The organism is Aquabacterium sp. J223 (assembly GCF_024666615.1).
Lineage (GTDB): Bacteria > Pseudomonadota > Gammaproteobacteria > Burkholderiales > Burkholderiaceae_C > J223.
The window spans coordinates 3,154,356-3,176,377 of the sequence record NZ_CP088297.1 but is presented as its reverse complement, the minus strand read 5'-3'; the positions used below and the strand labels follow the sequence as shown (position 1 = coordinate 3,176,377).

Genomic DNA, 22,022 nt, shown 5'->3' with positions numbered 1-22,022 from the left:
GTGCGGCACGGTGGTCAGCGGGCCGCCGGCGCGGTCTCCAGCATGCGGGCGACGTAGCGCGCGATGAGGTCGATCTCGAGGTTCACCCGGCGGCCCGGCGCGAGGTCGCCGAGCGCGGTGTTCTCCACCGTGTGCGGGATCAGGTTGATGCTGAACTCGCAGCCGGTGGCGTCGTCGGCGACGCGGTTGACCGTGAGGCTGACCCCGTTGACGGTGATCGACCCCTTGTAGGCCAGGAAACGCGCCAGCGCGCGGTCGCAGCGGATGCGCAGTTCCCACGACTCGCCCACCGGGGCGAAGTGCGTCACCTCGCCCAGCCCGTCGACATGGCCGCTGACGATGTGGCCGCCGAGGCGGTCGTGCGCACGCAGCGCCTTTTCCAGGTTGATGCGGCCGGGCCGGTCGAGGCCGGCGGTCAGGCGCAGGCTCTCGGCCGAGATGTCGAGCGTGAAGCGGCCGGCCGCGGCGTCGAAGGCGGTCACCGTCATGCAGGCGCCGTTGAGCGCGATGCTGTCGCCGAGGCCGCAGTCGTCGAGGTAGCCCGGCGGGGTCTCGATGGTCAGGCGCAGGCCGTGGTCGGCGCCGGTGCCGAGCGGCTGGACGTCGGCGATGCGGCCGACGGCGGTGATGATGCCGGTGAACATGGCGCCGATTGTGCCGGCCGGCCCTTCAACGTGGCTGGCGGCGGGCGCGCAGGCGCAGGTCGGCGCCGACGGGCACCGCCTCGGTCCAGGTCCAGCGCGCGGCCGCGTCCAGGCCCGGCAGCGCGGGCAGGTCGGCCAGCGGCCGGCCGGGGCCGATGCACAGCGGCGCCAGGTAGAGCAGCAGTTCGTCGACGACGTCGGCGGCGAGCAAGGCGCCGTTCAGCGTCGGGCCCGCCTCGACGTGCAGTTCGTTGACGCCGCGGCCCGCCAGCAGGGTGAGCAGCGCATCGAAGGTCCGGTCGGGCTCGGGCAGCAACAGCACCTCCGCACCGGCCTCGCGCAGCGCGTCGGCCCGCGCGCCGGCGGTGGGGTCGGCCACCAGCAGCACCGCCCCGGGCGGCGCCAGCAGCCGCGCCGAGGGCGGGGTGCGCAGGCCACGGTCCAGCACCACGCGCAGCGGCTGCAGCGCGGCCGGCCAGTCGCGCACGTCCAGCCGCGGGTCGTCGGCCAGCACGGTGCCGACGCCGGTCAGCACCGCCTGCGCCCGGCGGCGCCACCCCTGCCCGTCGCGCCGGGCGTCCGCCCCGGTGATCCACCGGCTGCGGCCGTCGGCCAGGGCGGTGCGGCCGTCGAGCGAGGCCGCCACCTTCAGCCGCACCCACGGCCGGCCATGCCGCATGCGGTGGAAGAAGCCGACGTTGAGTGCCTCGGCCTCGTTGGCCATCAGGCCGTGGTCGACCGCGAGGCCGGCCTCGCGCAGCCGCTGCAGCCCACCGCCGGCGACCCGCGGGTTGGGGTCGATGGCCGCCGCCACCACCCGCGCCACGCCCGCCGCGATCAATGCATCGCAGCAGGGGGGCGTGCGGCCGAAGTGGCTGCAGGGCTCCAGGCTGACGTAAGCGGTGGCGCCGCGCGGGTCCCAGCCGGCCTCGCGCGCGGCGCGCAGGGCCATGACCTCGGCATGGGCCTGCCCGGCACGCTGGGTGTGGCCCACCGCGCGCTGGCCCTGCGCGCCGACCAGCACGCAGCCGACGCGGGGGTTGGGGTCGGACAGGGCGATCGACGCCTCGGCCGCCGCCAGCGCCTCGGCCATCGCGGCGCGGTCCTCGGGACTGAAGCGGGAGGTGTCGGCGGGAGGCATGCCGCGATTGTCGGCCGACGGCCGACGAGGCTCAGCCGCCGCTGACCGGCGCGTGCTGCACGGTGTTGCTGTTGACGAAGTCGCCGGCGGCCGGGTTGGGCGCCACGTCCGTGGGGCAGGCGTTGACGGCCCGGATGACGAGGAAGTTCTGGTTCACCAGGCTGGCCGCCACGTCGGCGTAGCTCGCCGGGTGCTCGTCGTTGCCGATGCTGGTGTTGCCGTCGTAGTCAGCCGAGTAGCGGCAGACCTTGTGGCTGTTGTCGGCCCCGGGGGTGGTGGTCCAGCCGGCGGTCTCGGTGGGCAGCACGTCGACGCGGCCGGACCACCGGCCGCTGTCGCCGGCGCCGTAGACCAGGCAGTAGTAGGCCACGCTGGTGGCCAGGGTCGGCCCGATCGGCGCGTCGTCGTAGCAGCCGGGGCTGCTGCCGAGGGTGGCAGTGAGGATCACCGCCAGGTCGAGCGCCGGGCTGGTGGGGTTCTCCGCCTCGGCGGCGGTGACGGCGGCGGTGCCGGTGGCGAAGCGCACGTGGCCGCTGACCAGGTAGCCGTTCTGCGGCGTGCAGGAGGTCAGGCCGCCGGCGGTCAGGCCGACCGTCAGCGTGCCGGGCGCCACCGCGCACACCGAGACGCGGCCGGTGCCGTTCTGGAACACCCAGGCGATGCCGTCGGCCCCCGGCGGCACGAAACCGCTGCGGCCACCCCCCAGTTCCACCGCCTGCAGCGGGATGCTGGGATGACGGCCGTGGGGGCGGTGCCAGGCCGACGGCACCGGCGGCGCGGCCAGCCAGCCCGACAGCGCCGGGTCGATGCCCGCAATCACGCTGGACAGCACCACGGAGCTGGTTTCGTTGGCGGGGCTCAGCCGGTCCTGCCAGCTGACGGTGACGGTGATCTCCAGCCGCTCCGGGTCGGGCGCGGTGCGGGCCTGCACTGCCTTGGCGATGGTGTAGGTCGCGTTGCCGACGGTGACCGGTGCCGGCGCGGGCTCCGCTTCGAGCTGGGCGTAACGCGCGAGGTCCGGAAAGGCGCGCAGGCCCTCGAGGTACTGCTCGCCCAGGCGCAGCGCCTCGGTGCGCTGCTTGGCGATGTCGGCGTTGGACCGCAGCGTCGACTGCACGCCGACCAAGGCCAGCATGCCGAAGCCGGCGACGACGAAGGCCACCATCGCCTCGACGAGGGACACGCCACGCTGACGTCTCGCATGCGGCTTCATGATGCCCTCCAGCTGCCCGGCACCCGCACCCAGCTGCCCGTGAGCAGGTTCAGCCGCGACAGGCTGTCGGGCTCGTAGACCAGCGACAGGCCGCCGCCGGTGAGGGCCACGGCGCCGAAGGCCGCCGCGCCGCGCAGCTGGCTGTTGGCGGCGCTGGCGCCGGTGCGCAGCTCCTGGCCGAAGACGAAGCCGTGCAGCCGCACCTCGTCGCCCACGGTCAGGCGGCCGTTGACGATGAGCACCACCGGGTCGGCCGGCGAGCCGAGGGTGAGGTTGGTCAGTGGCAGGTCGCCGCTGACCAGCAGCTGGCGGTGGCCGCCGTCGTACTCGTGCTGCAGCTTGGCGGCGCAGTCGGCCGCATCCAGACAGGCCAGCCGCCGCACCCCGGGCAGCCGGCCATAGGGGGCGGGCGGCATGCCGAAGAAGGCGGCGAAGAACTGGTCGTCGTTCAGCGACGCGAGGCTGGCGCTGCCGGCGACCTTCAGCGACGCGGCCGGGGTGCCGGCGGCGGCCAGCAGTTGGGCCGCACCGTCGTTGACGATGGCCGAGCCGGCCAGCAGCGCCGGGCCGGCGCCGTCGCCGCGCTGCCGCGGGCCAGGGTGGCGGCAGCGCCGCCCAGGTCGACGACGCCCTTGGCCGTCAGCAGCGCCGTCGGCGCGGTGGCCAGTGCGGGCACCAGGGCGGCGCGAACGTCCAGCTCGGCATAGGCCCGGCCCTCGGGGCTGTTCCTGCGGCAGCGCCAGCCGGCGCCCTCCTGCAGCACGCGGTTGCAGCCCTCGGCCTTGACGGTGAGGACCCGGGGGTAGCGTTCGGTGATCAGTTGGCCCGGAATGCGCGCCGACGACACGGTGACCACGAAAAGCGGGCGGTCGAGTTGGCCGGCGTCGGTCAACGTGGACAACGGTGGCCGGCCGGTGGGCATGCAGTGGCAGTCCCACCCGGCGCCGCCGTCACGGGCGATGCACACCGGCCGCATGAAGCTGTCCTCGGCACCCTCGCTCGGCGGCTGGCCGAACAGGCCGGAGGCGGCGCTCGCCGCGCCCGCCGCCCTGAACACGAACGGCGCATGGCCGCTGGCGGTCGTCGGCCGGCACTGGGCGTCCACCCGCCCGGCGTTGAGCTGGGTCAGCGCCCATTCGAGCCCGGCCTCGGCCGCTTCGAAGGCCTGGGTGCTGCGGTAGTGGTTGGCCGAGATGCGCTGCTCCAGCAGCAGGCTGCGGTTCGCGTAGGCCGCGGCGAGCATGGCGATGAACAGCAGCACCATGACGACCGCCAGGGCACCGATGCCGCGGGCGCTGCGCCGCTGCCCCAAGAGAAGGGCGGGCCTCATGCCGGGCAACTCCCCAGCACGGCGTCGTTGCGCAGCCGCACCTGGCTGGTGAAGCCGCGGGTGACGCGGGGGTCGTGGCGGGCCTGGGCGGCGAGGTCCAGGTGAAGGGTGCGGATCAGCTGCCGCGGGCAGTCGGCGCCGGTGCAGGCGGTGGCGCAGGTGTCGGCCAGCGACACCGTCGAATCGGTCGCCCACAGCGTGAACCGGGTGACGCGGACGGTGTGCGGGTCGGTCAGCGGCTGCCAGGCGTCGCCCACCTTCACGCGGATCACCTGGTCCTGCAGCTTGTAGCCGGTGGCTTCGTTGTCGAGCACGACGCCGTAGTCGCGCACGGCCGACACATCGTCGTCGGCGACCGCCAGGTTGACCTGCTCGGTCGGTTCGGTCTCGGTGCCGACCTCGAGTCGGGTGGCGAACGCGTTGCGCCCCGCGCCGAGGTAGTTCACCTGCTTGGCGGCCTCCTGCGAGAACCCGGCGTTGCGCAGGTCGCGGGTGATGACCTGCGCCGCGGCGCGCAGCTCCTGGTCCACCCGCGTTTCCAGCAGCAGCTGGCGGTTCTCGTTGAGCTGGCCGGCCATCATCACCGACGCCGACGCGAGGATGAACAGCGCCACCGCGATGCCGATCATCAGCTCGACCAGCGACAGGCCGCGTTGGCCGCGGGCGGGCATCTTGTTCAGCATGTCGGCAGGCTCCCCAGGGGCGCGCCGTTGGCGCACGCGGACACCGAACCCGACGGCGCCATGGTGACCACCAGGCTGCCCGCCCGGCCGTGGGTCAGCGTCACGCTGACCGCGGCCACCGGCGCGCCTCGGTCGGGCACCAGTTGTAGCACCGGCGCGGTGGTGGACAGGTGGATGGCCCATGCGGGTTCCAGCGTGGTGAACTTGATGGGTTTCATGCCGACGTCGCACAAATGGGTGCGGCAATCGCAGCCGTCCGCCGCCTTCATGGGGTAGACGACGTAGCAGGCATCGGCCGGCGAGAAGGCGACGCCGATCTGCTGCTGGCGCTGCAGTGCCTCGGACCGAGCCAGCTGCAGGTTGGAGGCGAGCTCCGCCCCGGCGGCGGCCAGGCGCTGCCGCGCCAGCAGGTCGGTGAAGGAGGGAACGGCCAGCGCCAGCAGCACCGCGACCACGACCACCACCACCATCATCTCGACGACGGTGAAGCCGGATGACGACAAGCGGCGGCGCATCAGCGGTTCCAGCAGCGGGGGGCGGGGTACTCGACGCCCGCGGCGGTGATGGCCTTGTGCTCGGTGGCCATGCCGTGGCACACGCCGTCGACGCACAGGTTCTCGTCGAACTTGAGCAGCAGCGTCTTGCAGTCGGCGTCCGCCGTCTGGCCTCCGGTCGCGGTGGCCCGCAACTGGTAGGTGCGACCGTTGGCCGAGGGAATGTCGATGACGTAGTGGCCGCTCGGCGACGTGCTGGCCAGCCGCAGGTCGGCCAGGCTGGTGGTGAAGCTGGGGTGGTTGGAGCGCCAGCGCTCCTGCGCCTGCTGGACGGCCGTCAGCGCCGCCACGCCGTCGGCGCGCCGGCTGCGCACCACCGCGTCGCGGTAGGAGGGCAGGGCGACGAGCCCCAGCACGCCGAGCACGACGATGACGAGCATCAGTTCGATCAGCGTGAAACCGCGCCGACGGGCAGCGGCGCGGTCGGTTGGCAACGGCATGATGCGAAACGTATCGTGCGGTGCTTCACGGTTCACGGCGCCGTGCCGCTTGTCCCGGGCAAATGGCCGCCAGTCCGGGCCACCCCCCTGTTCAAGGGGGTCAGCAGGCCGGAAGGCCCTGGACCGCGCCGCCTTCGGCGCAGCTGCGCAGGCGGCCGGTGATGGCGACGACGTGGCGGATCGCCGGGCCGCCCTGGCGGGCCACCTCCACCGTCAGCGTCGGCGAGAAGGTCAGCCTGCCCGGCCGCACCTCGGTCGACCGGCCGGTGCCGATCTTGGCCACCGACACGCCGAGCTGCGCCGGCAGGTACACCGCCTTGAGCAGGTGCGCCTCGCCGCTGCACAGCGCCGGGCCGTCGGCCTCGCAGCGGCAGGCGTCCGCCGGGCCGCTGTGGATCATGTAGCAGCTGCCCCGGCCATTGCGGTCCAGCGTCAGGCGCAGCGGCTGGGCGCGGCTGTTGACCTCCATGCGCAGCCACTGGATGTCGCCGGCCAGCTCCGCCGCCACGCCCTGCTGCAGCTGCCGGTCCTTCATGCCGCGGGTGCTGGCGACGGCCACGCAGGACAGCACGGCGACGATGGCGAGCACGATGCCCATCTCGACCATCGTCACCCCGCGGCTGAGGCGCGACGAACGGCGGGCGGTGCGGGCGGCGATGGTGGTGGTCATGGCGGCTCCTCGGGTGACGGTCATCGGGTGGGATGGACCTCACTGTAGGAACCGGCCGCCGGCCGCGCGTCCCCCGAAGGGCGGCCGGCGGCACCCGCAGGGGGGGGGGGGGCGGCGCCTCCCCCGGCGGAGGGTCAGATGTCGCGGATGAGCTGGCGGAACTCGTCCACGTCCTCGAAGCTGCGGTAGACCGAGGCGAAGCGGACGTAGGCCACCTTGTCGATGCGCTTGAGTTCCCGCATCACGTGTTCGCCCAGGCGCGAGGAGGCCACTTCGCGGGCGCCGCTGGTCAGCAGCTTGTCCTCGATGCGCTCCAGCGCGGCGTCCACCTGTTCCATGCTGACCGGCCGCTTGCGCAGCGCCAGCAGCATGGACGCCCGCAGCTTCGCGCGGTCGAAGTCGGTGCGCGAGCCGTCCTTCTTCACCACCGACGGCAGCGCGATCTCCGGCCGCTCGTAGGTGGTGACCCGCTTGTCGCATTTCAGGCAGCGGCGGCGCCGGCGCACCACGTCGCCCTCGTCCGATTCCCGGGTCTCGACGACCTGGGTCTCGGTGTGGCTGCAGAAGGGGCAGCGCATGCCGGCGTCAGCCCCGTCCGCGGTGCGCGTCGTTCAACGGTAGACCGGGAAGTCGCGCGTCAGCGCGGCCACCTTGGCGCGCACCTCGGCGAGCACGGCCTCGTCGTGAGGCTTGTCCAGCACGTCCGCGATGAGGTGGCCGGTGGCCCGCGCCTGCGCTTCCTTGAAGCCCCGGGTCGTCATCGCCGGCGACCCCAGGCGGATGCCGCTGGTGACCATCGGCTTCTGCGGGTCGTTCGGGATCGCGTTCTTGTTGCAGGTCATGTGAGCGAGGCCGAGCAGTGTCTCGGCTTCCTTGCCCGTCAGGCCCTTGGCGCGCAGATCGACCAGCATCACGTGGCTCTCGGTGCGGCCGGAGACGATGCGCAGGCCGCGCTCGACCAGCGTCTCGGCCAGCGCGGCGGCGTTCTTCACCACCTGCTGCTGGTAGGCCTTGAACTCGGGCTGCAGCGCCTCCTGGAAGGCCACCGCCTTGCCGGCGATGACGTGCATCAGCGGGCCGCCCTGGATGCCGGGGAAGATGGCGCTGTTGATCTTCTTCGCGACCGCCTCGTCGTTGCTCAGCACCACACCGCCGCGCGGGCCGCGCAGGCTCTTGTGGGTGGTCGAGGTGACGACGTCGGCATGCGGCACCGGGTTGGGGTAGACGCCGGCGGCGATCAGGCCGGCGTAGTGCGCCATGTCGACCATGAAGTAGGCGCCGACGGCCTTGGCCACGCGGGCGAAACGCTCGAAGTCGATGCGCAGGCTGTAGGCCGAGGCACCGGCGATGATGAGCTTGGGCTTCTTCTCGTGGGCCAGCCGCTCCATCGCGTCGTAGTCGATGGCCTCCTCGGCGTTCAGGCCGTAGCTCACCACGTTGAACCACTTGCCGCTCATGTTCAGCGGCATGCCGTGGGTCAGGTGCCCGCCTTCGGCCAGGCTCATGCCCATGATGGTGTCGCCCGGCTGCAGCAGGCCGAAGAACACCGCCTGGTTGGCCTGCGAGCCGGAGTTGGCCTGCACGTTGGCATGGGCTGCGCCGAAGAGCTGCTTCAGGCGGGCGATGGCCAGTTCCTCGACCACGTCGACGTGCTCGCAGCCGCCGTAGTAGCGCTTGCCGGGGTAGCCCTCGGCGTACTTGTTGGTGAGTTGCGAGCCCTGCGCCTGCATCACCGCGGGCGAGGTGTAGTTCTCGCTGGCGATGAGCTCGATGTGCGCTTCCTGGCGGCGGTTCTCGGCCTGGACGGCGGCCCAGACCTCGGGGTCGACGGCGGCAAGCGTGGAATGGGTACGGTCGAACATTCGGCAGTCCTCTTCAGAACGAAGGGCCATCGCGCCACACCGGGCGGCCGTCACGCGGACGGCAGCGGGCGGGTTGAGGGCTGCCCAGGCGAACGGCTGATGCGGCCGGCACGCAACGGGGATCGGTGCGGCGGCCTTCGCGCTCCCCGGTGGTGATCCACCTCGGGTACCGTGCCTTTCGGGCCGGTCCCTATCGCCAGTCGCGCGGCGCGCAGTGTAGCAATCGCACGTCGGCCCCTCCGGGCGGCGCAGGATCAGCGGTCGAGCAGGGCGACGCGCTCGTCGGCCGCCGGGACGGCCGGGGTGCCGTCTCGCGGCGCGGGCGGGTCGGCCTTGACGAAGGTCGGCAGCGGCGCCGTCACCGGCACCGACTTGCCGGCCGCCACCCGCTGCAGGTATCCCTGCTCGGCCAGCACCTTGCCGCCGTAGCCGCCGTCGTCGGGCAGGCCGGCCGCGCCGACGTAATGGCGCAGCCCGCCCTCCAGGCTGCCGGCGCGGGCAATGCAGTCCTTCAGCACCTGGACGCCGACGCGCAGGTTCGTCACCGGGTCGAAGGCGGCGTGCTTGCCGCCGAAGGGCTGGTACTTGTCGTCGTGCACGCGGGTCATCACCTGCATCAGGCCCTGCGCGCCCACCGGGCTCTGGGCGAAGGGATTGAAGCGCGACTCGATGGCCATCACGGCCAGGATCAGGGTGGGCTCCAGGTTCGCCTTCTGGCCCACGCGCCAGGCCTCCTGCACCAGACGGCTCAGCGGCTCCGGGGCCACCTGGTAGCGGCGCGACAGCCACTGGGCGACGGCGGCCTGCTGGCGGCTGAGCGCCCGCGGGTCGGCGGCCGTGGCGCGGGTGACCGCGCTGTTCTCGGCCAGCGCGAACAGCAGGTCGCCGTTGCGCTCGGCCTTCGCCTCCTGCCGGGCCTGCAGCCAGCCATAGGCCATTTCTTCGGCCGAATGCCGCAGGTCGTCGCGGCCGGCGGTGAAGGCGAGCAGGGCGACGACCGTCAGGCCGACCACGGCCAGCGTGTTGTGGCCCACCTCGAGCAGACCATGGCCGACGTCGCGCACGAACACGCCGATGCCGGTCCCCACCGCAACGACCCAAAGGCTCAGGAGGCGCAGCGCTGTCATCGTTCTTCCTTTCTCTGTCGCCGCCCGGCGTCTCTCCCTGGCGGGAGGCGACGAAGGACGACGTCGATAATCGGCCGCTCTCCTTGGAGCACACCGGCGAAACCCACGGTGCACAAGGCGGCGACGGGCAGCGGTCCGTGACGACCTGCTCGGCGCCACGGGTTAACCCGTATGTAGACGGGTTGGGACGATTCTAGGAAGGGCCGTCATAACCGGTCAACAATAAGGAAATGCGAAGTGACTACTTTCAGATATGAAGTACCGCGACCTGCGTGACTTCGTCCGCCAGCTGGAGGGGCTTGGAGAACTGAGGCGCGTCGTCGAGCCGGTGTCGCCGCACCTGGAGATGACGGCCCTGTGCGACCGGGTCCTCAGAGGCGGAGGCCCGGCACTCTGGTTCGAGCCGGCGCCCGGCCGTCGCATGCCGGTGCTGGGCAACCTGTTCGGCACGCCGCGGCGGGTGGCGCTCGGCATGGGCGCCGACGACACCACCGAGTTGAGGGAGGTCGGTCGGCTGCTCGCCAGCCTGAAGGAGCCCGAACCGCCGCGTGGCCTGAAGGACGCCGGGCGTCTCGCGCAGCTCGCGAAGGCGCTCTGGGACATGAAGCCCCAGCGACTGCGCCGCGCCCCCTGCCAGGACATGGTGCTGCAGGGCGACGAGGTGGACCTGGGCCAGCTGCCGGTGCAGTGGTGCTGGCCCGGCGATGCCGGCCCGCTGATCACCTGGGGTCTGGTGATCACCCGCGGCCCGCAGGGCGGGCCGTCGCCCCGGCTGCGGCAGAACCTCGGCATCTACCGCCAGCAGGTCATCGGGCCGCGCGAGGTCATCATGCGCTGGCTCGCCCACCGCGGGGGCGCGCTCGACTTCCGCGACTTCGCCATCGCGCATCCCGGCCGGCCGTTTCCCATCGCCGTCGCGCTCGGGGCCGACCCCGCCACCATCCTCGGCGCGGTGACGCCCGTGCCGGACACGCTGTCGGAGTACCAGTTCGCCGGCCTGCTGCGTGGCAGCCGCACCGAGGTGGTCGACACCGCCGTGGGCGAAGGCGAGCTGAAGCTGCAGGTGCCGGCCAGCGCCGAGATCGTGCTCGAGGGCCACATCCCGCCGGCGGCCCCCGGTTTCGAAGGCATCAGCCCGGCCGGCGTGCCCTTGAAGGAGCGCAACGGCTACCTGCATGCCCTGGAGGGCCCGTTCGGCGACCACACCGGCTACTACAACGAGCAGGACTGGTTCCCCGTCTTCCGCCTCGACCGCCTGACCCGGCGCGAGGACGCGGTCTACCACTCCACCTACACCGGCAAGCCGCCCGACGAACCCGCGGTGCTGGGCATGGCGCTGAACGAGGTGTTCGTGCCCATCCTGCAGAAGCAGTTTCCCGAGATCGTCGACTTCTACCTGCCGCCCGAGGGCTGCAGCTACCGGCTGGCCGTCATCTCCATCCGCAAGGCCTACCCCGGCCATGCCAAGCGGCTGATGTTCGGGCTGTGGAGCTTCCTGCGCCAGTTCATGTACACCAAGTTCATCGTGGTGACCGACGACGACGTCGACATCCGCGACTGGAAGGACGTGGTCTGGGCCATCACCACCCGCATGGACCCGGTGCGCGACACCACGCTGGTCGAGCACACCCCGATCGACTACCTCGACTTCGCCTCGCCGACCAGCGGCCTGGGCGGCAAGCTGGGCTGGGACGCGACGAACAAGTGGCCGGGCGAGACCACGCGGGAATGGGGGCGCCCGATCACCATGGACGCGGCGGTGACCGCCAGGATGGAGGACCTGGCAAGTCGGCTGCTGGCGGGCCGATGAGCGGCGCACGATCGTGCGTCCGGGCGCAATAGCCTCAACGCGCTTGCAGGGGTCGGTGGTGCAGGCGTAAGGTCCGTTCACCCGATCCAGATCGGGTCCATCGAGTGACGCAGTCCCTGCGCACCAAGGGGCCCCGAGGCCAAGTTCCCCTCGGATCCCCGCCAACCGCTTCGGCGGTCCGCCCCTCCGATCGAAAGACCGGAGGGGTTTGTCGTTTCAGGGACCGTGTCGCGGCGTCGTGCTCAAGCGCCGGCCAGCCGGCCGAGTGCTTCCCGCCAGACCGCGCGGCTCAGTTCCAACCCCTCGCCGCTGGGCAGCCAGCGCAGCACCGGATGGCGGATGCGAGGGGCCAGGGCGATCGGCGCCGGCACGACGGCCAGGGCGACCCCGGCGTGCGCGGCGGCCTGCTCGAAGGCGCGCACCGCACGCGGCAGGTGCCAGCCGTGGCTGACCAGCAGCACCCGGCGGATGCCGTCGCCGGGCAGCTGGCGCAGCATGGCCTGTGCGTTCTCGCGGGTGTCGCGCGACGCCGACTCCACCCAGCGCAGCGGGCGGCCGAACTCCTCGGCCGCGATGGCGGCGGCCACCTCGGCCTCCGGCCGGTCGGCGCCGCCGTCGCCCCAGCCCACCCCGCCGCTGAAGGCCACCGGCAGGCCGGTGCGCCGGGCCAGCCACAGGCCGTAGCGCAGGCGTTCCAGCGAGTTGTCGGTCAGGCTCGACCCGGCGTACTCGGGCGCGAAGTCCTCGCGGCCGCCACCGAGGACGACGATGGCGGTGGGCCGTTCCCGCGCCTCGCGGCGGACGGCGTCGACCTGCGGGCCGGAGAGGGCGGGCGGGGGCGACAGCAGCACCTCGCGCAAGGCCTCGGCCACCGCCGTGCTGGTGCTCAGCCACAGGCCGATCACCCCGATCCACAGCAGCGCCCAGCCCGCCGTCCGTCGCCGCCACAGCAGGCCGCCGGCGGCCAGCAGCAACAGCAGCAACGGCACCGGCGGCAACAGCAGCGAGGTGAGCAGCGGCTTCCAGTGCTGCAGGCCGAGCTGGACGAAGAGCGAGTTCAAGCGGCAGCCATCCGCGGTGTGAGGTCGGCCCGCATTGTGGCGAGGCCCGGCCGCGACGCGCCGGACAATGCGCTGCCGCCGGGCTGCCGCCCGCCACCGAAAGGACCGAGATGACCACCGCCGCGCCCACCTCCCCCGCCGTCGAGGAAGCCACCCTGGCCGGCGGCTGCTTCTGGTGCCTGGAGGCGGTGTACGAGCAGGTCGAGGGGGTGCTGTCGGTCGAGTCCGGCTACAGCAACGGCCAGGCGGCCGCCCCCACCTACGAGCAGGTCTGCACCGGCCGCACCGGCCACGCCGAGGTGGTGCGGCTTCGCTTCGACCCGGCGCGCATCGGCTACCGCGACATCCTCGAGATCTTCTTCACCATCCACGACCCGACCACGCTGAACCGCCAGGGCAACGACGTCGGCACGCAGTACCGCTCCGGCATCTACGTCCACGACGCGCAGCAGGAGCAGGTGGCGCGCGAGGTCATCGGCATGGCGCAGGAGGCGACGGGCGGCCGGGTGGTGACCGAGCTGCGCGGTGGCCAATTACCACCGCGCGGAAGACGAGCACCAGCACTACTTCGCCCGCCATCCGAACCAGGGCTACTGCGCCTTCGTGGTGGCGCCCAAGGTGGAGAAGTTCAGGCGCACCTTCGCCGAGCGCGTCCGCCGCGGCGCCTGATCCGCGCGGCGGACATCGCCGCGTCGCCGCCGTCGGCTAGCATCGGCCCCCGCCGCCGTCCCGCGCCCCGTCGGGCCCACGGGACGCCGGCCCACCGCCGTGCCGCACCTGCCCACCCGATTCGCCGTCCGACGTCATCGCCCGCTCGCCATCTGGCTGGCCGCGGTGTGCCTGCTGCTGGCGCAGGCGCTGGCGCTGCTGCACGGCGGAGGGCACCGGGCGGACCGGCCCGTGCCATCGGGACGCCTGCCGTCGCTGCAGGCGATGGCCGATTCGCCGTGGGTCCAGCTGGCCACCGCTGGCCACGACGAAGGCGGCCTGTGGTGCCAGGTCCTCGACCAGCTGGCCCATGCCGGGCCGGTGGTCCTGCCACCGCTGCTGCCGGCGCCGCCGCAGGTGGCGGCGGAGGAGGCGAGGCCGGTCGAGGCCCGGCTGGCGACCGCCCCCCCGGCCGCCTACGAAGCGCGCGCCCCACCGCGGCAGGGCTGACGACGCCGCACGCCGCGCCGGGGAGCCCCGCGCCGGCGTGCCCGTTCGGCATCCGCGGCCGTGGGCCCGGGTGCCGGTCTCGGCCGCCCGGTCCCCGCAGGGGACGGTGGCCGCCGTGCGCCGCGACCCTTCGCGGCCTGCCTTCGCCCTTTCATGTCGACGAACACCACCTTCCTGCCGCGGCGCCATGCCGTGGCCCTCGCCACCTCCGCCCTGCTGATCGGGCCTGCCCCTTCCGTCCTCGCCCAGACGGCGCCCGCACGCACCGACGAGGTCACCATCACCGGCAACCCGCTGCGCGACCGCTCGCCGGTGCAGCCGTCGTCCGTGCTCGCCGGCGACGAACTGCTGCGCCAGCGCGCGCCCACCCTGGGCGACCTGCTCGACGGCCTGCCCGGCGTGGCCGGCAGCGGCTTCGGTCCGCAGAGCAGCCGGCCCGTCATCCGCGGCCTCGACGGCGACCGGGTGCGGGTGCTGCAGAACGGCGGCGCCCAGCTCGACGCGTCCAGCCTGAGCTTCGACCACGCCGTCGCCGTCGACCCGCTGGCGGTGGAGCGGGTCGAGGTGCTGCGCGGGCCGGCCACGCTGCTGTACGGCGGCAGCGCGGTCGGCGGCGTGGTCAACACCATCGACAACCGCATCCCGCGGCAGCCGCTGCAGGGTGTGCTTGGCCGCGCCGAGGTGCGTGCCGGCGGCGCCGCACGCGAACGTGCCGCCGCGGCGGTGATCGAGGGCGGTGCCGCCGGACTCAACTGGCACCTCGACCTGCACGGCCGCCGCACCGGCGACCTGCGCGTGCCGTCCTTCACCCCGGTGCAGCCCGACGGCACGGTGGAGCCGCCGCGGCGCCGCGTGCTGAACTCCGCCGGCGAGGCCGAGGGCGCGGCGCTCGGCGTCTCCTGGGCCGACGCCCGGGGCCATGTCGGCGTGTCGCACGAGACGCTGCGCAACGACTACGGCGTGACCGTCGAGCCGGACATCACCATCGGCCTGAAGCGCGAGCGGACCGCCTTCTCGGCCGAGCGGCGGCAGCTGTCCGGCCCCTTCACCGAGTTGCGGCTGGAGGCCTCGCGCACCCGCTACCGCCACGCCGAGTTCGAGGGCGACGGCAGCATCGGCACCCGCTTCTCCAACCGCGGCCACGACGTTCGGCTGGAGGCCCGGCACCGGCCGTTCGGGCCCTTCGAGGGCGTGGTCGGCGTGCAGACCGAGGACAGCCGCTTCGCCGCGCTGGGCGACGAGGCCTTCGTGCCGAGCACCCGCACCCGGTCGAGCGCACTGTTCCTGCTCGAGCGCTGGTCGCTGGGCCCCAGCCGCTGGACCGTCGGCGCCCGCCAGGAACGGGTGGAGGTGTCGTCCGCCGGCGACGAGGACGGCAGCGGCCAGTTCGGCGCGCCGCAGGCCCGCCGGTTCTCGCCGGGCAGCGCCTCGCTCGGGCTGGAGCTGCCGCTGGCGTCCGGGCAGCCGGCCGGCGGCGACGGGCTGTCGCTGGTCGGCTCGCTGGCCAGCAGCCGCCGGGCACCGACCTACTACGAGCTGTTCGCCAACGGGCTGCACGTGGCCACCGGCGCCTATGAGGTGGGCGATGCCGCCCTCGCCACCGAGCGCAGCCGCCATGCCGAGGTCGGCCTGCAGTGGCAGCGCGGCCACGACCGCCTGCGCGCCCAGGTCTACCAGACCCGCTTCGCCAACTACATCGCGCTCAACCAGACCGGGCTGGTCACCCTGGTCGACGACGACGGCAACCCGCAGGACGTGCCGCAGTACAGCTTCCAGGCCGTGCCGGCCACGTTGAAGGGCCTCGAAGCGCAGGCCCGCACCCGGCTGCTCGACCGCGGCTGGACGCTGGACCTGAACGCCGTCGGCGACCTGGTGCGCGGCGAACGCCGCGACACCGGCGAACCGCTGCCGCGGCTGGCGCCGTGGCGGGTCACGCTCGGCCTGGAGGCGGCCCAGGGGCCGTGGAAGGCGGGTGCCTCGCTGCGCCACGCCGGACGACAGGACCGGGTGCCCGCCACCGACGTCGCGACCGCGGCGTGGACCAAGCTGGACCTGTGGCTGACCCGGCGCATCGACCTCGGCGGGGCGGACGCGCTCTGGTTCGTGCGGCTGGACAACCTGACCAACGAACTGGCCTACAACTCGAGCGCGCTGCGCAGCGCGCGGCTGCTGGCGCCGATGCCGGGGCGGTCGCTGATGACGGGTTTGCGCGTCAGGTTCTGAGGCCCAGCCAGCGCCCGGCCCGACCCAAGCGGCTGGGGGCCTCCCTGGCTAGGGCGCCAGGCGCTGCAGCCGCCAGCCGCCTTCGGGCAACGGGCGGTACTCCAGCCGGTCGTGCAGCCGGGAGGGACGGCCCTGCCAGAACTCCCAGCGGTCCGGCCGCAGCCGGTAGCCGCCCCAGTGCGGCGGCCGCGGCGGCTGCAGCAGGAACTGCGCGCCGTAGCGGGCGGCATTGGCCACCAGCACGGCGCGCGACTCGATCGGCCGGCTCTGCGGCGAGGCCCAGGCGCCGATGCGCGAGTCCAGCGGGCGGCTGGCGTAGTAGGCGTCGGACTCGGCCTCGCTGGTCTTCTCCACCCGGCCCTCGATGCGCACCACCCGCTCCAGCTCGACCCAGTGGAACTGCAGGGCGGCGAAGGGGTGGGCCGCCAGGTCGCGGCCCTTGCGGCTGTCGTAGTTGGTGTACCAGGCCAGGCCGCGGGCATCGACGCCCTTGACCAGCACGATGCGGCTGGAGGGCCGGCCGTCCTCGCCCACCGTGGCCAGCGTCATGGCGTTGGGCTCCGGCAGCTCGGCCTGCAGCGCCTCGGTCAGCCAGCGCTCGAACTGCCGCAGCGGGTCCGGGTCCGCGGCCTGCTCGTCGAGCGCGGCGCGTTCGTAGCTCTTGCGCAGGGCGGCGAGGCGGTCGTGGTCCATGCCCGCCAGTATCGGCCAGCGCCGCGACGCCTCGCGCCAGAGGGTCGGCCCTATGGGGTGCCGGCCTTAGGTAGAGGTCCGGGTGTCCTGTCCCGGCACCGCCTCCCATCCTTGCGGCCAGATCAAGGAGAAGACGTTGGTTCTTGCATTCCCGTGGCCCTCGATGGCCGACCGGGGGCCGCGGCCGTGACGCCGCCTGCCGCCCTCGTGCTGCTCGCGCTGCCGGGCGCCCGGCGTGCCGGCGGGCTGGTGCAGGCGCTGCAGCAGCCGCTGGACGGCCAGCACAGCGTGCTGGCCGCGGCACTGCGCCAGGCGCTGGCCACCGAGCTGCCGTTGAAGGTGGTGACCACCCCGGCGCTGTCCGAACCGGCGCGTCGCCTGGCCGCCGCGCGAGACGTGCTGCTGCTCGCCGACGAGGCGGAGTCACCGGCACCCCCCCACGCTGGGACAGGCCATCGCCCGCGGCGTCGGCGCCTGCCCGGATGCCGCCGGCTGGGTGCTGTGGCAGGCCGACATGCCGCTGGTCCGGGCCTCGACGCTGCTGGCGGTCGCGCGGGCGCTCAGCCACCATCCCGTCGCCTTCGCGCAGTACCGCGGCCGCCGCGCGCGGCCGGTCGGCTTCTCGGCGGAGCTGTACTCCGACCTCGCCCGTCTGCAGGGCCGGGACGGCGCACAGCGGCTGGAGGCACGCTACCCCGCCCACGGCGTGGAGGTCGACGATCCCGGCGTGCTGCTGCAGGTGAGCACCGCGGACGACCTCGCCCTGGCCCAGCGCCTGCGGCACGAGGCCGCGCTGGCCGCCGCCGTCCGCTGACGGTCCGGCGTTCGATGCCTGCCGTCCGGGCGGACGCCGCGGGCCCTGGGCACGGCGCTTGATGGACCGGTCCCCTGTCCATAATGGTCCCGGCATGAACCCCGTCCTCCAGCGTGTCACCGACCGCATCCGCGAGCGCAGCCGCCGGCTGCGCGAACCGTACCTGCAGCGCCTGCAGGACCGACTCGACCGCCCCCCCCGCGACCGACCGCTTCGGATGCGCCAACGTGGCCCACGCCTTCGCCGCGCTGCCCGCGGGCGACAAGTTCAAGGTGGTGGTCGAGCGTGCGCCCAACATCGGCATCGTCACCGCCTACAACGACATGCTGTCGGCGCACCAGCCGTACGAGGGCTTCCCCGCCATCCTGAAGGACGAGGCGCGCAAGCTGGGCTCGACCGCGCAGGTCGCCGGCGGCGTGCCGGCGATGTGCGACGGCGTGACCCAGGGCCTGCCCGGCATGGAGCTCAGCCTGTTCTCGCGTGACACCATCGCCATGGGCACCGCGGTGGCCCTGAGCCACGACGTCTTCGACGCCGCGCTGCTGCTGGGCATCTGCGACAAGATCGTGCCCGGCCTGCTCATCGGCGCGCTGCACTTCGGCCACCTGCCGTGCGTGTTCGTGCCGGGCGGGCCGATGAGCAGCGGCCTGTCGAACGCCGAGAAGGCCAAGGTGCGCGAGCAGGCCGCCGCCGGCCAGGTCGGCCGCGCCGAGCTGCTGGAGGCCGAGCAGAAGGCCTACCACGGCCCCGGCACCTGCACCTTCTACGGCACCGCCAACAGCAACCAGATGCTGATGGAGGCGATGGGCCTGCACGTGCCGGGCGCCGCCTTCATCCACCCGCACGACGGCCTGCGCGAGGCGCTGACCCGCGAGGCGGTGCGCACCGTGCTGTCCATCACCCACCGGCAGGGCCAGCGCTTCACCCCCCATCGGCCGGCTGGTCGACGAACGCGCCATCGTCAACGCCATGGCGGCGTTGCTGGCCACCGGCGGCTCGACCAACCACCTCATCCACTGGGTGGCGGTGGCGCGCTCGGCCGGCATCGTCATCGACTGGAACGACTTCTCGGAGCTGTCGTCGGTGGTGCCGCTGCTGGCGCGCGTCTACCCCAACGGCAGCGCCGACGTGAACGCCTTCCAGGCCGCCGGCGGCCCCGGCTTCGTGCTGCGCGAGCTGCTCGACGCCGGCTGCCTGCACGAGGACGTGGCCACCGTGCACGCCGAGGGCATCCGCGCCTACACCCGGCTGCCGCAGCGCGACGGCGAGGGCGGCGTGACCTGGCATGCGCTGCCCAAGGCGCCGGGCGACGACACCGTGCTGCGCGAAGCGACGCAGCCCTTCAGCCCCACCGGCGGGCTGAAGCTGCTGCAGGGCAACCTGGGCCGCGCGGTGATCAAGACCTCGGCGGTGCCGCAGGACCGCCATGTGATCGAAGCGCCGGCGCGGGTGTTCGACGGCCAGGACGACCTGATCCGGGCCTTCCAGGCCGGCGAGCTGAACGGCGACGTGGTGGCCGTCGTGCGCTTCCAGGGGCCGAAGGCCAACGGCATGCCGGAACTGCACAAGCTGACGCCGCCGCTGGGCGTGCTCCAGGGCAAGGGCTTCCGCGTGGCGCTGGTCACCGACGGCCGCATGAGCGGTGCCTCCGGCAAGGTGCCGGCGGCCATCCACGTCTCGCCCGAGGCGCTGGCCGGCGGTCCGCTGGCCCGGGTGCGCGACGGCGACATCGTGCGGCTGGACGCCACGGCCGGCACGCTGGAGGCGCTGGTCGACGCCGCCGAATGGGCGGCCCGCGAGCCGGCGGTCATCGACCCGCGCCGTGCCGACGACAACGCCCACGGCCTCGGCCGCGAGCTCTTCGCCGGCATGCGCCGGCTGGTCAATTCGGCGGAGGAGGGCGCCTGCACCTGGCTGCCCGACGCCTGAACCACATCTTCACGTCATGCTCAACACCCTGTCGCTGGCCGAGCACGGCCCCGTCATCCCCGTCATCGTCATCGACCGGCTGGAGCAGGCGGTGCCGATGGCCCACGCGCTGGTCGCCGGCGGCGTCCGGGTGCTGGAGGTGACGCTGCGCACGCCCGCCGGCCTGCCCGGCCTCGAAGCGATCGCCCGCGAGGTGCCGGAGGCCATCGTCGGCGCCGGCACGGTGCGCAGCGTGGCCGACGTGAAGGCGTCGCAGGCGGCCGGCGCCCGTTTCGCCGTCAGCCCGGGCTACACCCGCGAGGTGGGCGCCGCCTGCCGCGAGGCCGGCCTGCCGCTGCTGCCGGGCGTGGCCACCGCCAGCGAGGTGATGGCCGCGCAGGCCGACGGACTGTCGTTCCTCAAGTTCTTCCCGGCGCAGGCGGCCGGCGGCATCCCGCTGCTCAAGGCCTGGGCCGGGCCCTTCACCGACGTGGTGTTCTGCCCCACCGGCGGCATCACGATGGCCAACGCACGCGACTACCTCGCGCTGCCGAACGTCAAGGTGGTGGGCGGTTCCTGGCTGACCCCGGCCGACGCCATGGCCAAGGGCGACTGGGCGCGCATCACCGCCTTGGCGCAGGAGGCCTCCGGCCTGCGCCGCTGACGCCCCGTTCCATGGCGGGCGAGGGGTTCTGGCGCCGCATCGCGGGCCACCGGCCTGACCCACGCAGGCCGCCCAAGCGCTGGGTCTGGCTGCCCTACGACCAGCAGCAGCCGTCTCATCCGCTGCTCGACCCGACGGTCCACGGCCCGCGCGAAGAGACCGCGGTGGTCTTCGTCGAGACCGCCGCCAAGCCGGCGCGCCGGCCCTACCACGCCCACAAGCTGGTGCTGCTGCTCGCCTCCCAGCGCCACCAGGCGCTGGCGCTGGCCCAGGCCGGCCACCCGGTGGTGGTGCACTTCAGCGAGCACTGGTACGACCGCGCGCTGACCGAGGTGCGCGAGCGCTGGCGCTTCGACCGGCTCGACGCCAGCAGCCCGGCCGAGGCCGAGGTGCGGCTGCCGGTGGCGTCGTTGCCCTGGGTGCACCTGCAGCCCAATCCCTTCTTCATCACCGACCGGGCCTTCTGGCGGCGGGTCTTCCCGAAGCCCGGCCCGCGGCTGATGGAGACCTTCTACCGCGCCGCCCGCCGCCACACCGGCCTGCTGATGGACGGCGGCAAGCCGGTGGGCGGCGTGTGGAACCTGGACCATGAGAACCGCAAGCCCTGGCGCGGCGAGCCGCCGGTGCCGCCGCGTCCGCGGTTCGAGCCCGATGCCATCACGCGCGAGGTGATGGACCTGGTGCGCACGCGCTACCGGGGCAGCTTCGGCGCGGTGGACGGCTTCGAGTGGCCGGTGACCGCGGCCGAGGCCCAGCGTGCGGCCGACCACTTCGTCGACCACCTGCTGCCGCACTTCGGCCCCTTCGAGGACGCGCTGCACGCCGACGAACCGGCGCTCTTCCATTCGCTGCTGTCGGCGTCGATCCACCTCGGCCACCTCGACCCGCGCACGCTGTGCCAGCGCGCGGAGGCGGCCTACCACGAGGGCCGGGCGCCGCTGTCCAGCGTCGAGGGCTTCGTGCGGCAGCTGCTCGGCTGGCGCGAGTTCATGCGCCAGGTCTACGAGGAGCACCGGGACCTCTACGCCGACACCAACGCGCTGCAGGCCACGCTGCCGCTGCCCGACTGGTACTGGGGCCGGCCGTCCGGGATGAACTGCCTGGACACCACGGTGCGGCAGGTGATCGAGCGCGGCCACAGCCACCACATCACCCGGCTGATGGTGCTGTCCAACATCGCCAACCTTCTGGGCGTGGACCCGCACGGGCTGAACGAGTGGTTCTGGTTCGCCTACGTCGACGCCTACGACTGGGTGGTGACCCCCAACGTCGTCGGCATGGCCACCTTCGCCGACGGCGGGCTGTTCGTGACCAAGCCCTACGTGGCCTCGGGCAAGTACATCGCCCGCATGGGGCCGAGCCTCTGCAACGGCTGCCGCTTCGACCCGAAGCAGGCGGCCGGCGAGCGCGCCTGCCCGCTCAACCCGCTGTACTGGGACTTCATCGACCGCCATGCCGAGCGGCTGGCGACCGTGCGCCGCATGCAACTGCCGCTGAAGGCGCTGCGCGCGCTGGCGCCCGAGGTGCTCGACTCACACCGGCGCGAGGCGGCGACCTGGAAGGCGATCGCGGCGAAGGCCCGGTACCGCAGCGCCTGAACCTCAGCGCAAGCCCTTGCCGGCCTCGCCCTCGGCGCGTTGGATGAGTTCGATCTTGTAGCCGTCCGGGTCCGTCACGAAGGCGATGACGGTGCTGCCGCCCTTGACCGGGCCCGGCTCGCGGGTGACGTTGCCGCCGGCGGCGCGGATGCGGTCGCAGGCGGCGTAGGCGTCCGGCACGCCGATGGCGATGTGGCCGTAGGCAGTGCCCATCTCGTAGCGGGTCACGCCGTGGTTGTAGGTCAGTTCCAGCTCGGCGTGCTCCGGGTTCGAGCCGTAGCCGAGGAAGGCCAGCGAGTACTTGTACTCGGGGTTCTCGCTGGTGCGCAGCAGCGTCATGCCGAGGACGTTGGTGTAGAAGTCGACCGACCGTTGCAGGTCGCCGACGCGAAGCATGGTGTGCAGGAGTCGCATGGTGAGGGGCCCGTG

General features: G+C 73.3%; 21 protein-coding genes, 2 pseudogenes and 1 riboswitch. Of the genes and pseudogenes, 8 read left to right on the top strand and 15 right to left on the bottom strand.

Annotated elements, in window-relative coordinates; genetic code table 11:
- Positions 1 to 14: 14 nt before the first annotated feature.
- The 12 genes from LRS07_RS15095 to LRS07_RS15040 form a co-directional block, all read right to left on the bottom strand.
- On the bottom strand, positions 15 to 644 hold the full coding sequence (locus LRS07_RS15095) for a riboflavin synthase (RefSeq protein ID WP_260498816.1): 630 nt from the start codon (positions 642 to 644) through the stop codon (positions 15 to 17).
- Between the two features lie 25 nt (positions 645 to 669).
- Entirely contained in the window at positions 670 to 1,785 is a 1,116-nt protein-coding gene (ribD, locus tag LRS07_RS15090) for a bifunctional diaminohydroxyphosphoribosylaminopyrimidine deaminase/5-amino-6-(5-phosphoribosylamino)uracil reductase RibD (protein ID WP_260498815.1), read from the bottom strand.
- A 31-nt stretch (positions 1,786 to 1,816) separates the two neighbouring features.
- Entirely contained in the window at positions 1,817 to 2,998 is a 1,182-nt protein-coding gene (locus LRS07_RS15085; RefSeq protein WP_260498814.1) for a type IV pilus modification PilV family protein, read from the bottom strand.
- Positions 2,995 to 3,414 carry a hypothetical protein gene (locus tag LRS07_RS15080; RefSeq protein WP_260498813.1) on the bottom strand — a complete coding sequence of 140 codons (420 nt, stop codon included), beginning with the start codon at positions 3,412 to 3,414 and terminating at the stop codon, positions 2,995 to 2,997. The genes LRS07_RS15085 and LRS07_RS15080 overlap by 4 nt, the downstream gene beginning before the upstream one ends.
- Before the next feature lie 65 nt (positions 3,415 to 3,479).
- The gene (locus tag LRS07_RS15075; RefSeq protein WP_260498812.1) at positions 3,480 to 4,328 is read right to left on the bottom strand and encodes a pilus assembly PilX family protein; all 849 of its coding nucleotides are present in this window, start codon (positions 4,326 to 4,328) and stop codon (positions 3,480 to 3,482) included.
- Positions 4,325 to 5,011, bottom strand: a complete 687-nt coding sequence (locus LRS07_RS15070) for a PilW family protein (RefSeq protein ID WP_260498811.1) — start codon at positions 5,009 to 5,011, stop codon at positions 4,325 to 4,327. Before LRS07_RS15070 ends, LRS07_RS15075 begins: the two co-directional genes overlap by 4 nt.
- Positions 5,005 to 5,526 (bottom strand): GspH/FimT family pseudopilin, encoded by a 522-nt coding sequence (locus tag LRS07_RS15065; RefSeq protein WP_260498810.1) that lies wholly within the window; start codon positions 5,524 to 5,526, stop codon positions 5,005 to 5,007. The genes LRS07_RS15070 and LRS07_RS15065 overlap by 7 nt, the downstream gene beginning before the upstream one ends.
- The gene (locus LRS07_RS15060; RefSeq protein ID WP_260498809.1) at positions 5,526 to 6,005 is read right to left on the bottom strand and encodes a type IV pilin protein; all 480 of its coding nucleotides are present in this window, start codon (positions 6,003 to 6,005) and stop codon (positions 5,526 to 5,528) included. The genes LRS07_RS15065 and LRS07_RS15060 overlap by 1 nt, the downstream gene beginning before the upstream one ends.
- 100 nt (positions 6,006 to 6,105) lie before the next feature.
- Complete coding sequence (locus LRS07_RS15055) at positions 6,106 to 6,675, bottom strand: pilus assembly FimT family protein (RefSeq protein ID WP_260498808.1); 570 nt, start codon at positions 6,673 to 6,675, stop codon at positions 6,106 to 6,108.
- Positions 6,676 to 6,809: 134 nt separating this feature from the next.
- Entirely contained in the window at positions 6,810 to 7,253 is a 444-nt protein-coding gene (nrdR, locus tag LRS07_RS15050; RefSeq protein ID WP_260498807.1) for a transcriptional regulator NrdR, read from the bottom strand.
- A 33-nt stretch (positions 7,254 to 7,286) separates the two neighbouring features.
- Positions 7,287 to 8,537, bottom strand: a complete 1,251-nt coding sequence (gene glyA / locus LRS07_RS15045) for a serine hydroxymethyltransferase (RefSeq protein WP_260498806.1) — start codon at positions 8,535 to 8,537, stop codon at positions 7,287 to 7,289.
- A 75-nt stretch (positions 8,538 to 8,612) separates the two neighbouring features.
- Positions 8,613 to 8,751: riboswitch (ZMP/ZTP riboswitch) on the bottom strand.
- Positions 8,752 to 8,791: 40 nt separating this feature from the next.
- Positions 8,792 to 9,664: a lytic transglycosylase domain-containing protein gene (locus tag LRS07_RS15040; RefSeq protein ID WP_260498805.1), complete on the bottom strand. Its 873-nt coding sequence runs from the start codon at positions 9,662 to 9,664 to the stop codon at positions 8,792 to 8,794.
- A 253-nt stretch (positions 9,665 to 9,917) separates the two neighbouring features.
- Here LRS07_RS15040 and LRS07_RS15035 point away from each other — a divergent pair, with 253 nt between their 5' ends.
- Positions 9,918 to 11,474, top strand: coding sequence for a UbiD family decarboxylase domain-containing protein (locus tag LRS07_RS15035; RefSeq protein ID WP_260498804.1), 1,557 nt, complete (start codon positions 9,918 to 9,920; stop codon positions 11,472 to 11,474).
- Between the two features lie 242 nt (positions 11,475 to 11,716).
- Here the strand turns inward: LRS07_RS15035 and LRS07_RS15030 are convergent, their stop codons facing one another.
- Positions 11,717 to 12,535, bottom strand: coding sequence for a YdcF family protein (locus LRS07_RS15030; RefSeq protein WP_260498803.1), 819 nt, complete (start codon positions 12,533 to 12,535; stop codon positions 11,717 to 11,719).
- A gap of 110 nt (positions 12,536 to 12,645) precedes the next feature.
- On the opposite strand from LRS07_RS15030, the pseudogene msrA reads away from it, so the two are divergent.
- The 3 genes and pseudogenes from msrA (at position 12,646) to LRS07_RS15015 (ending at position 15,916) form a co-directional block, all read left to right on the top strand.
- Positions 12,646 to 13,204, top strand: a pseudogene (msrA, locus tag LRS07_RS15025) (peptide-methionine (S)-S-oxide reductase MsrA).
- Between the two features lie 99 nt (positions 13,205 to 13,303).
- Positions 13,304 to 13,693, top strand: coding sequence for a hypothetical protein (locus LRS07_RS15020; RefSeq protein ID WP_260498802.1), 390 nt, complete (start codon positions 13,304 to 13,306; stop codon positions 13,691 to 13,693).
- A gap of 153 nt (positions 13,694 to 13,846) precedes the next feature.
- Complete coding sequence (locus LRS07_RS15015; RefSeq protein WP_260498801.1) at positions 13,847 to 15,916, top strand: TonB-dependent receptor; 2,070 nt, start codon at positions 13,847 to 13,849, stop codon at positions 15,914 to 15,916.
- 48 nt (positions 15,917 to 15,964) lie between these two features.
- Here LRS07_RS15015 and pdxH read toward each other — a convergent pair whose 3' ends face one another.
- Positions 15,965 to 16,609 (bottom strand): pyridoxamine 5'-phosphate oxidase, encoded by a 645-nt coding sequence (gene pdxH, locus LRS07_RS15010; protein WP_260498800.1) that lies wholly within the window; start codon positions 16,607 to 16,609, stop codon positions 15,965 to 15,967.
- A gap of 496 nt (positions 16,610 to 17,105) precedes the next feature.
- Between pdxH and LRS07_RS15005 the strand changes: the two genes are divergently transcribed.
- From LRS07_RS15005 to LRS07_RS14990, 4 genes and pseudogenes are all read left to right on the top strand, one after another.
- Positions 17,106 to 17,423: an NTP transferase domain-containing protein gene (locus tag LRS07_RS15005; RefSeq protein ID WP_260498799.1), complete on the top strand. Its 318-nt coding sequence runs from the start codon at positions 17,106 to 17,108 to the stop codon at positions 17,421 to 17,423.
- A gap of 94 nt (positions 17,424 to 17,517) precedes the next feature.
- A pseudogene (gene edd / locus LRS07_RS15000) lies at positions 17,518 to 19,352 on the top strand (phosphogluconate dehydratase).
- Positions 19,353 to 19,368: 16 nt separating this feature from the next.
- A complete protein-coding gene (eda, locus tag LRS07_RS14995; protein WP_260498798.1) occupies positions 19,369 to 19,995 on the top strand; it encodes a bifunctional 4-hydroxy-2-oxoglutarate aldolase/2-dehydro-3-deoxy-phosphogluconate aldolase in 627 nt (208 codons plus the stop codon).
- Positions 19,996 to 20,006: 11 nt separating this feature from the next.
- A complete protein-coding gene (locus LRS07_RS14990; protein WP_260498797.1) occupies positions 20,007 to 21,593 on the top strand; it encodes a cryptochrome/photolyase family protein in 1,587 nt (528 codons plus the stop codon).
- Between the two features lie 3 nt (positions 21,594 to 21,596).
- On the opposite strand, the gene gloA is transcribed toward LRS07_RS14990, so the two are convergent.
- Positions 21,597 to 22,007, bottom strand: coding sequence for a lactoylglutathione lyase (gene gloA, locus LRS07_RS14985; RefSeq protein WP_260498796.1), 411 nt, complete (start codon positions 22,005 to 22,007; stop codon positions 21,597 to 21,599).
- Between the last annotated feature and the right edge of the window lie 15 nt (positions 22,008 to 22,022).

Bases quoted from the DNA above. Each gene is read 5' to 3' on its own strand.
- pdxH (WP_260498800.1), bottom strand. From the start codon at position 16,609: ATGGACCACGACCGCCTCGCCGCCCTGCGCAAGAGCTACGAACGCGCC.
- eda (WP_260498798.1), top strand. From the start codon at position 19,369: ATGCTCAACACCCTGTCGCTGGCCGAGCACGGCCCCGTCATCCCCGTC.
- LRS07_RS15040 (WP_260498805.1), bottom strand. From the start codon at position 9,664: ATGACAGCGCTGCGCCTCCTGAGCCTTTGGGTCGTTGCGGTGGGGACC.
- LRS07_RS15075 (WP_260498812.1), bottom strand. From the start codon at position 4,328: ATGAGGCCCGCCCTTCTCTTGGGGCAGCGGCGCAGCGCCCGCGGCATC.
- LRS07_RS15080 (WP_260498813.1), bottom strand. From the start codon at position 3,414: ATGCCGCCCGCCCCCTATGGCCGGCTGCCCGGGGTGCGGCGGCTGGCC.
- ribD (WP_260498815.1), bottom strand. From the start codon at position 1,785: ATGCCTCCCGCCGACACCTCCCGCTTCAGTCCCGAGGACCGCGCCGCG.
- LRS07_RS15095 (WP_260498816.1), bottom strand. From the start codon at position 644: ATGTTCACCGGCATCATCACCGCCGTCGGCCGCATCGCCGACGTCCAG.
- LRS07_RS15015 (WP_260498801.1), top strand. From the start codon at position 13,847: ATGTCGACGAACACCACCTTCCTGCCGCGGCGCCATGCCGTGGCCCTC.
- gloA (WP_260498796.1), bottom strand. From the start codon at position 22,007: ATGCGACTCCTGCACACCATGCTTCGCGTCGGCGACCTGCAACGGTCG.
- LRS07_RS15035 (WP_260498804.1), top strand. From the start codon at position 9,918: ATGAAGTACCGCGACCTGCGTGACTTCGTCCGCCAGCTGGAGGGGCTT.
- LRS07_RS14990 (WP_260498797.1), top strand. From the start codon at position 20,007: ATGGCGGGCGAGGGGTTCTGGCGCCGCATCGCGGGCCACCGGCCTGAC.
- LRS07_RS15065 (WP_260498810.1), bottom strand. From the start codon at position 5,526: ATGCGCCGCCGCTTGTCGTCATCCGGCTTCACCGTCGTCGAGATGATG.
- LRS07_RS15085 (WP_260498814.1), bottom strand. From the start codon at position 2,998: ATGAAGCCGCATGCGAGACGTCAGCGTGGCGTGTCCCTCGTCGAGGCG.
- LRS07_RS15070 (WP_260498811.1), bottom strand. From the start codon at position 5,011: ATGCTGAACAAGATGCCCGCCCGCGGCCAACGCGGCCTGTCGCTGGTC.
- nrdR (WP_260498807.1), bottom strand. From the start codon at position 7,253: ATGCGCTGCCCCTTCTGCAGCCACACCGAGACCCAGGTCGTCGAGACC.
- LRS07_RS15055 (WP_260498808.1), bottom strand. From the start codon at position 6,675: ATGACCACCACCATCGCCGCCCGCACCGCCCGCCGTTCGTCGCGCCTC.
- glyA (WP_260498806.1), bottom strand. From the start codon at position 8,537: ATGTTCGACCGTACCCATTCCACGCTTGCCGCCGTCGACCCCGAGGTC.
- LRS07_RS15060 (WP_260498809.1), bottom strand. From the start codon at position 6,005: ATGCCGTTGCCAACCGACCGCGCCGCTGCCCGTCGGCGCGGTTTCACG.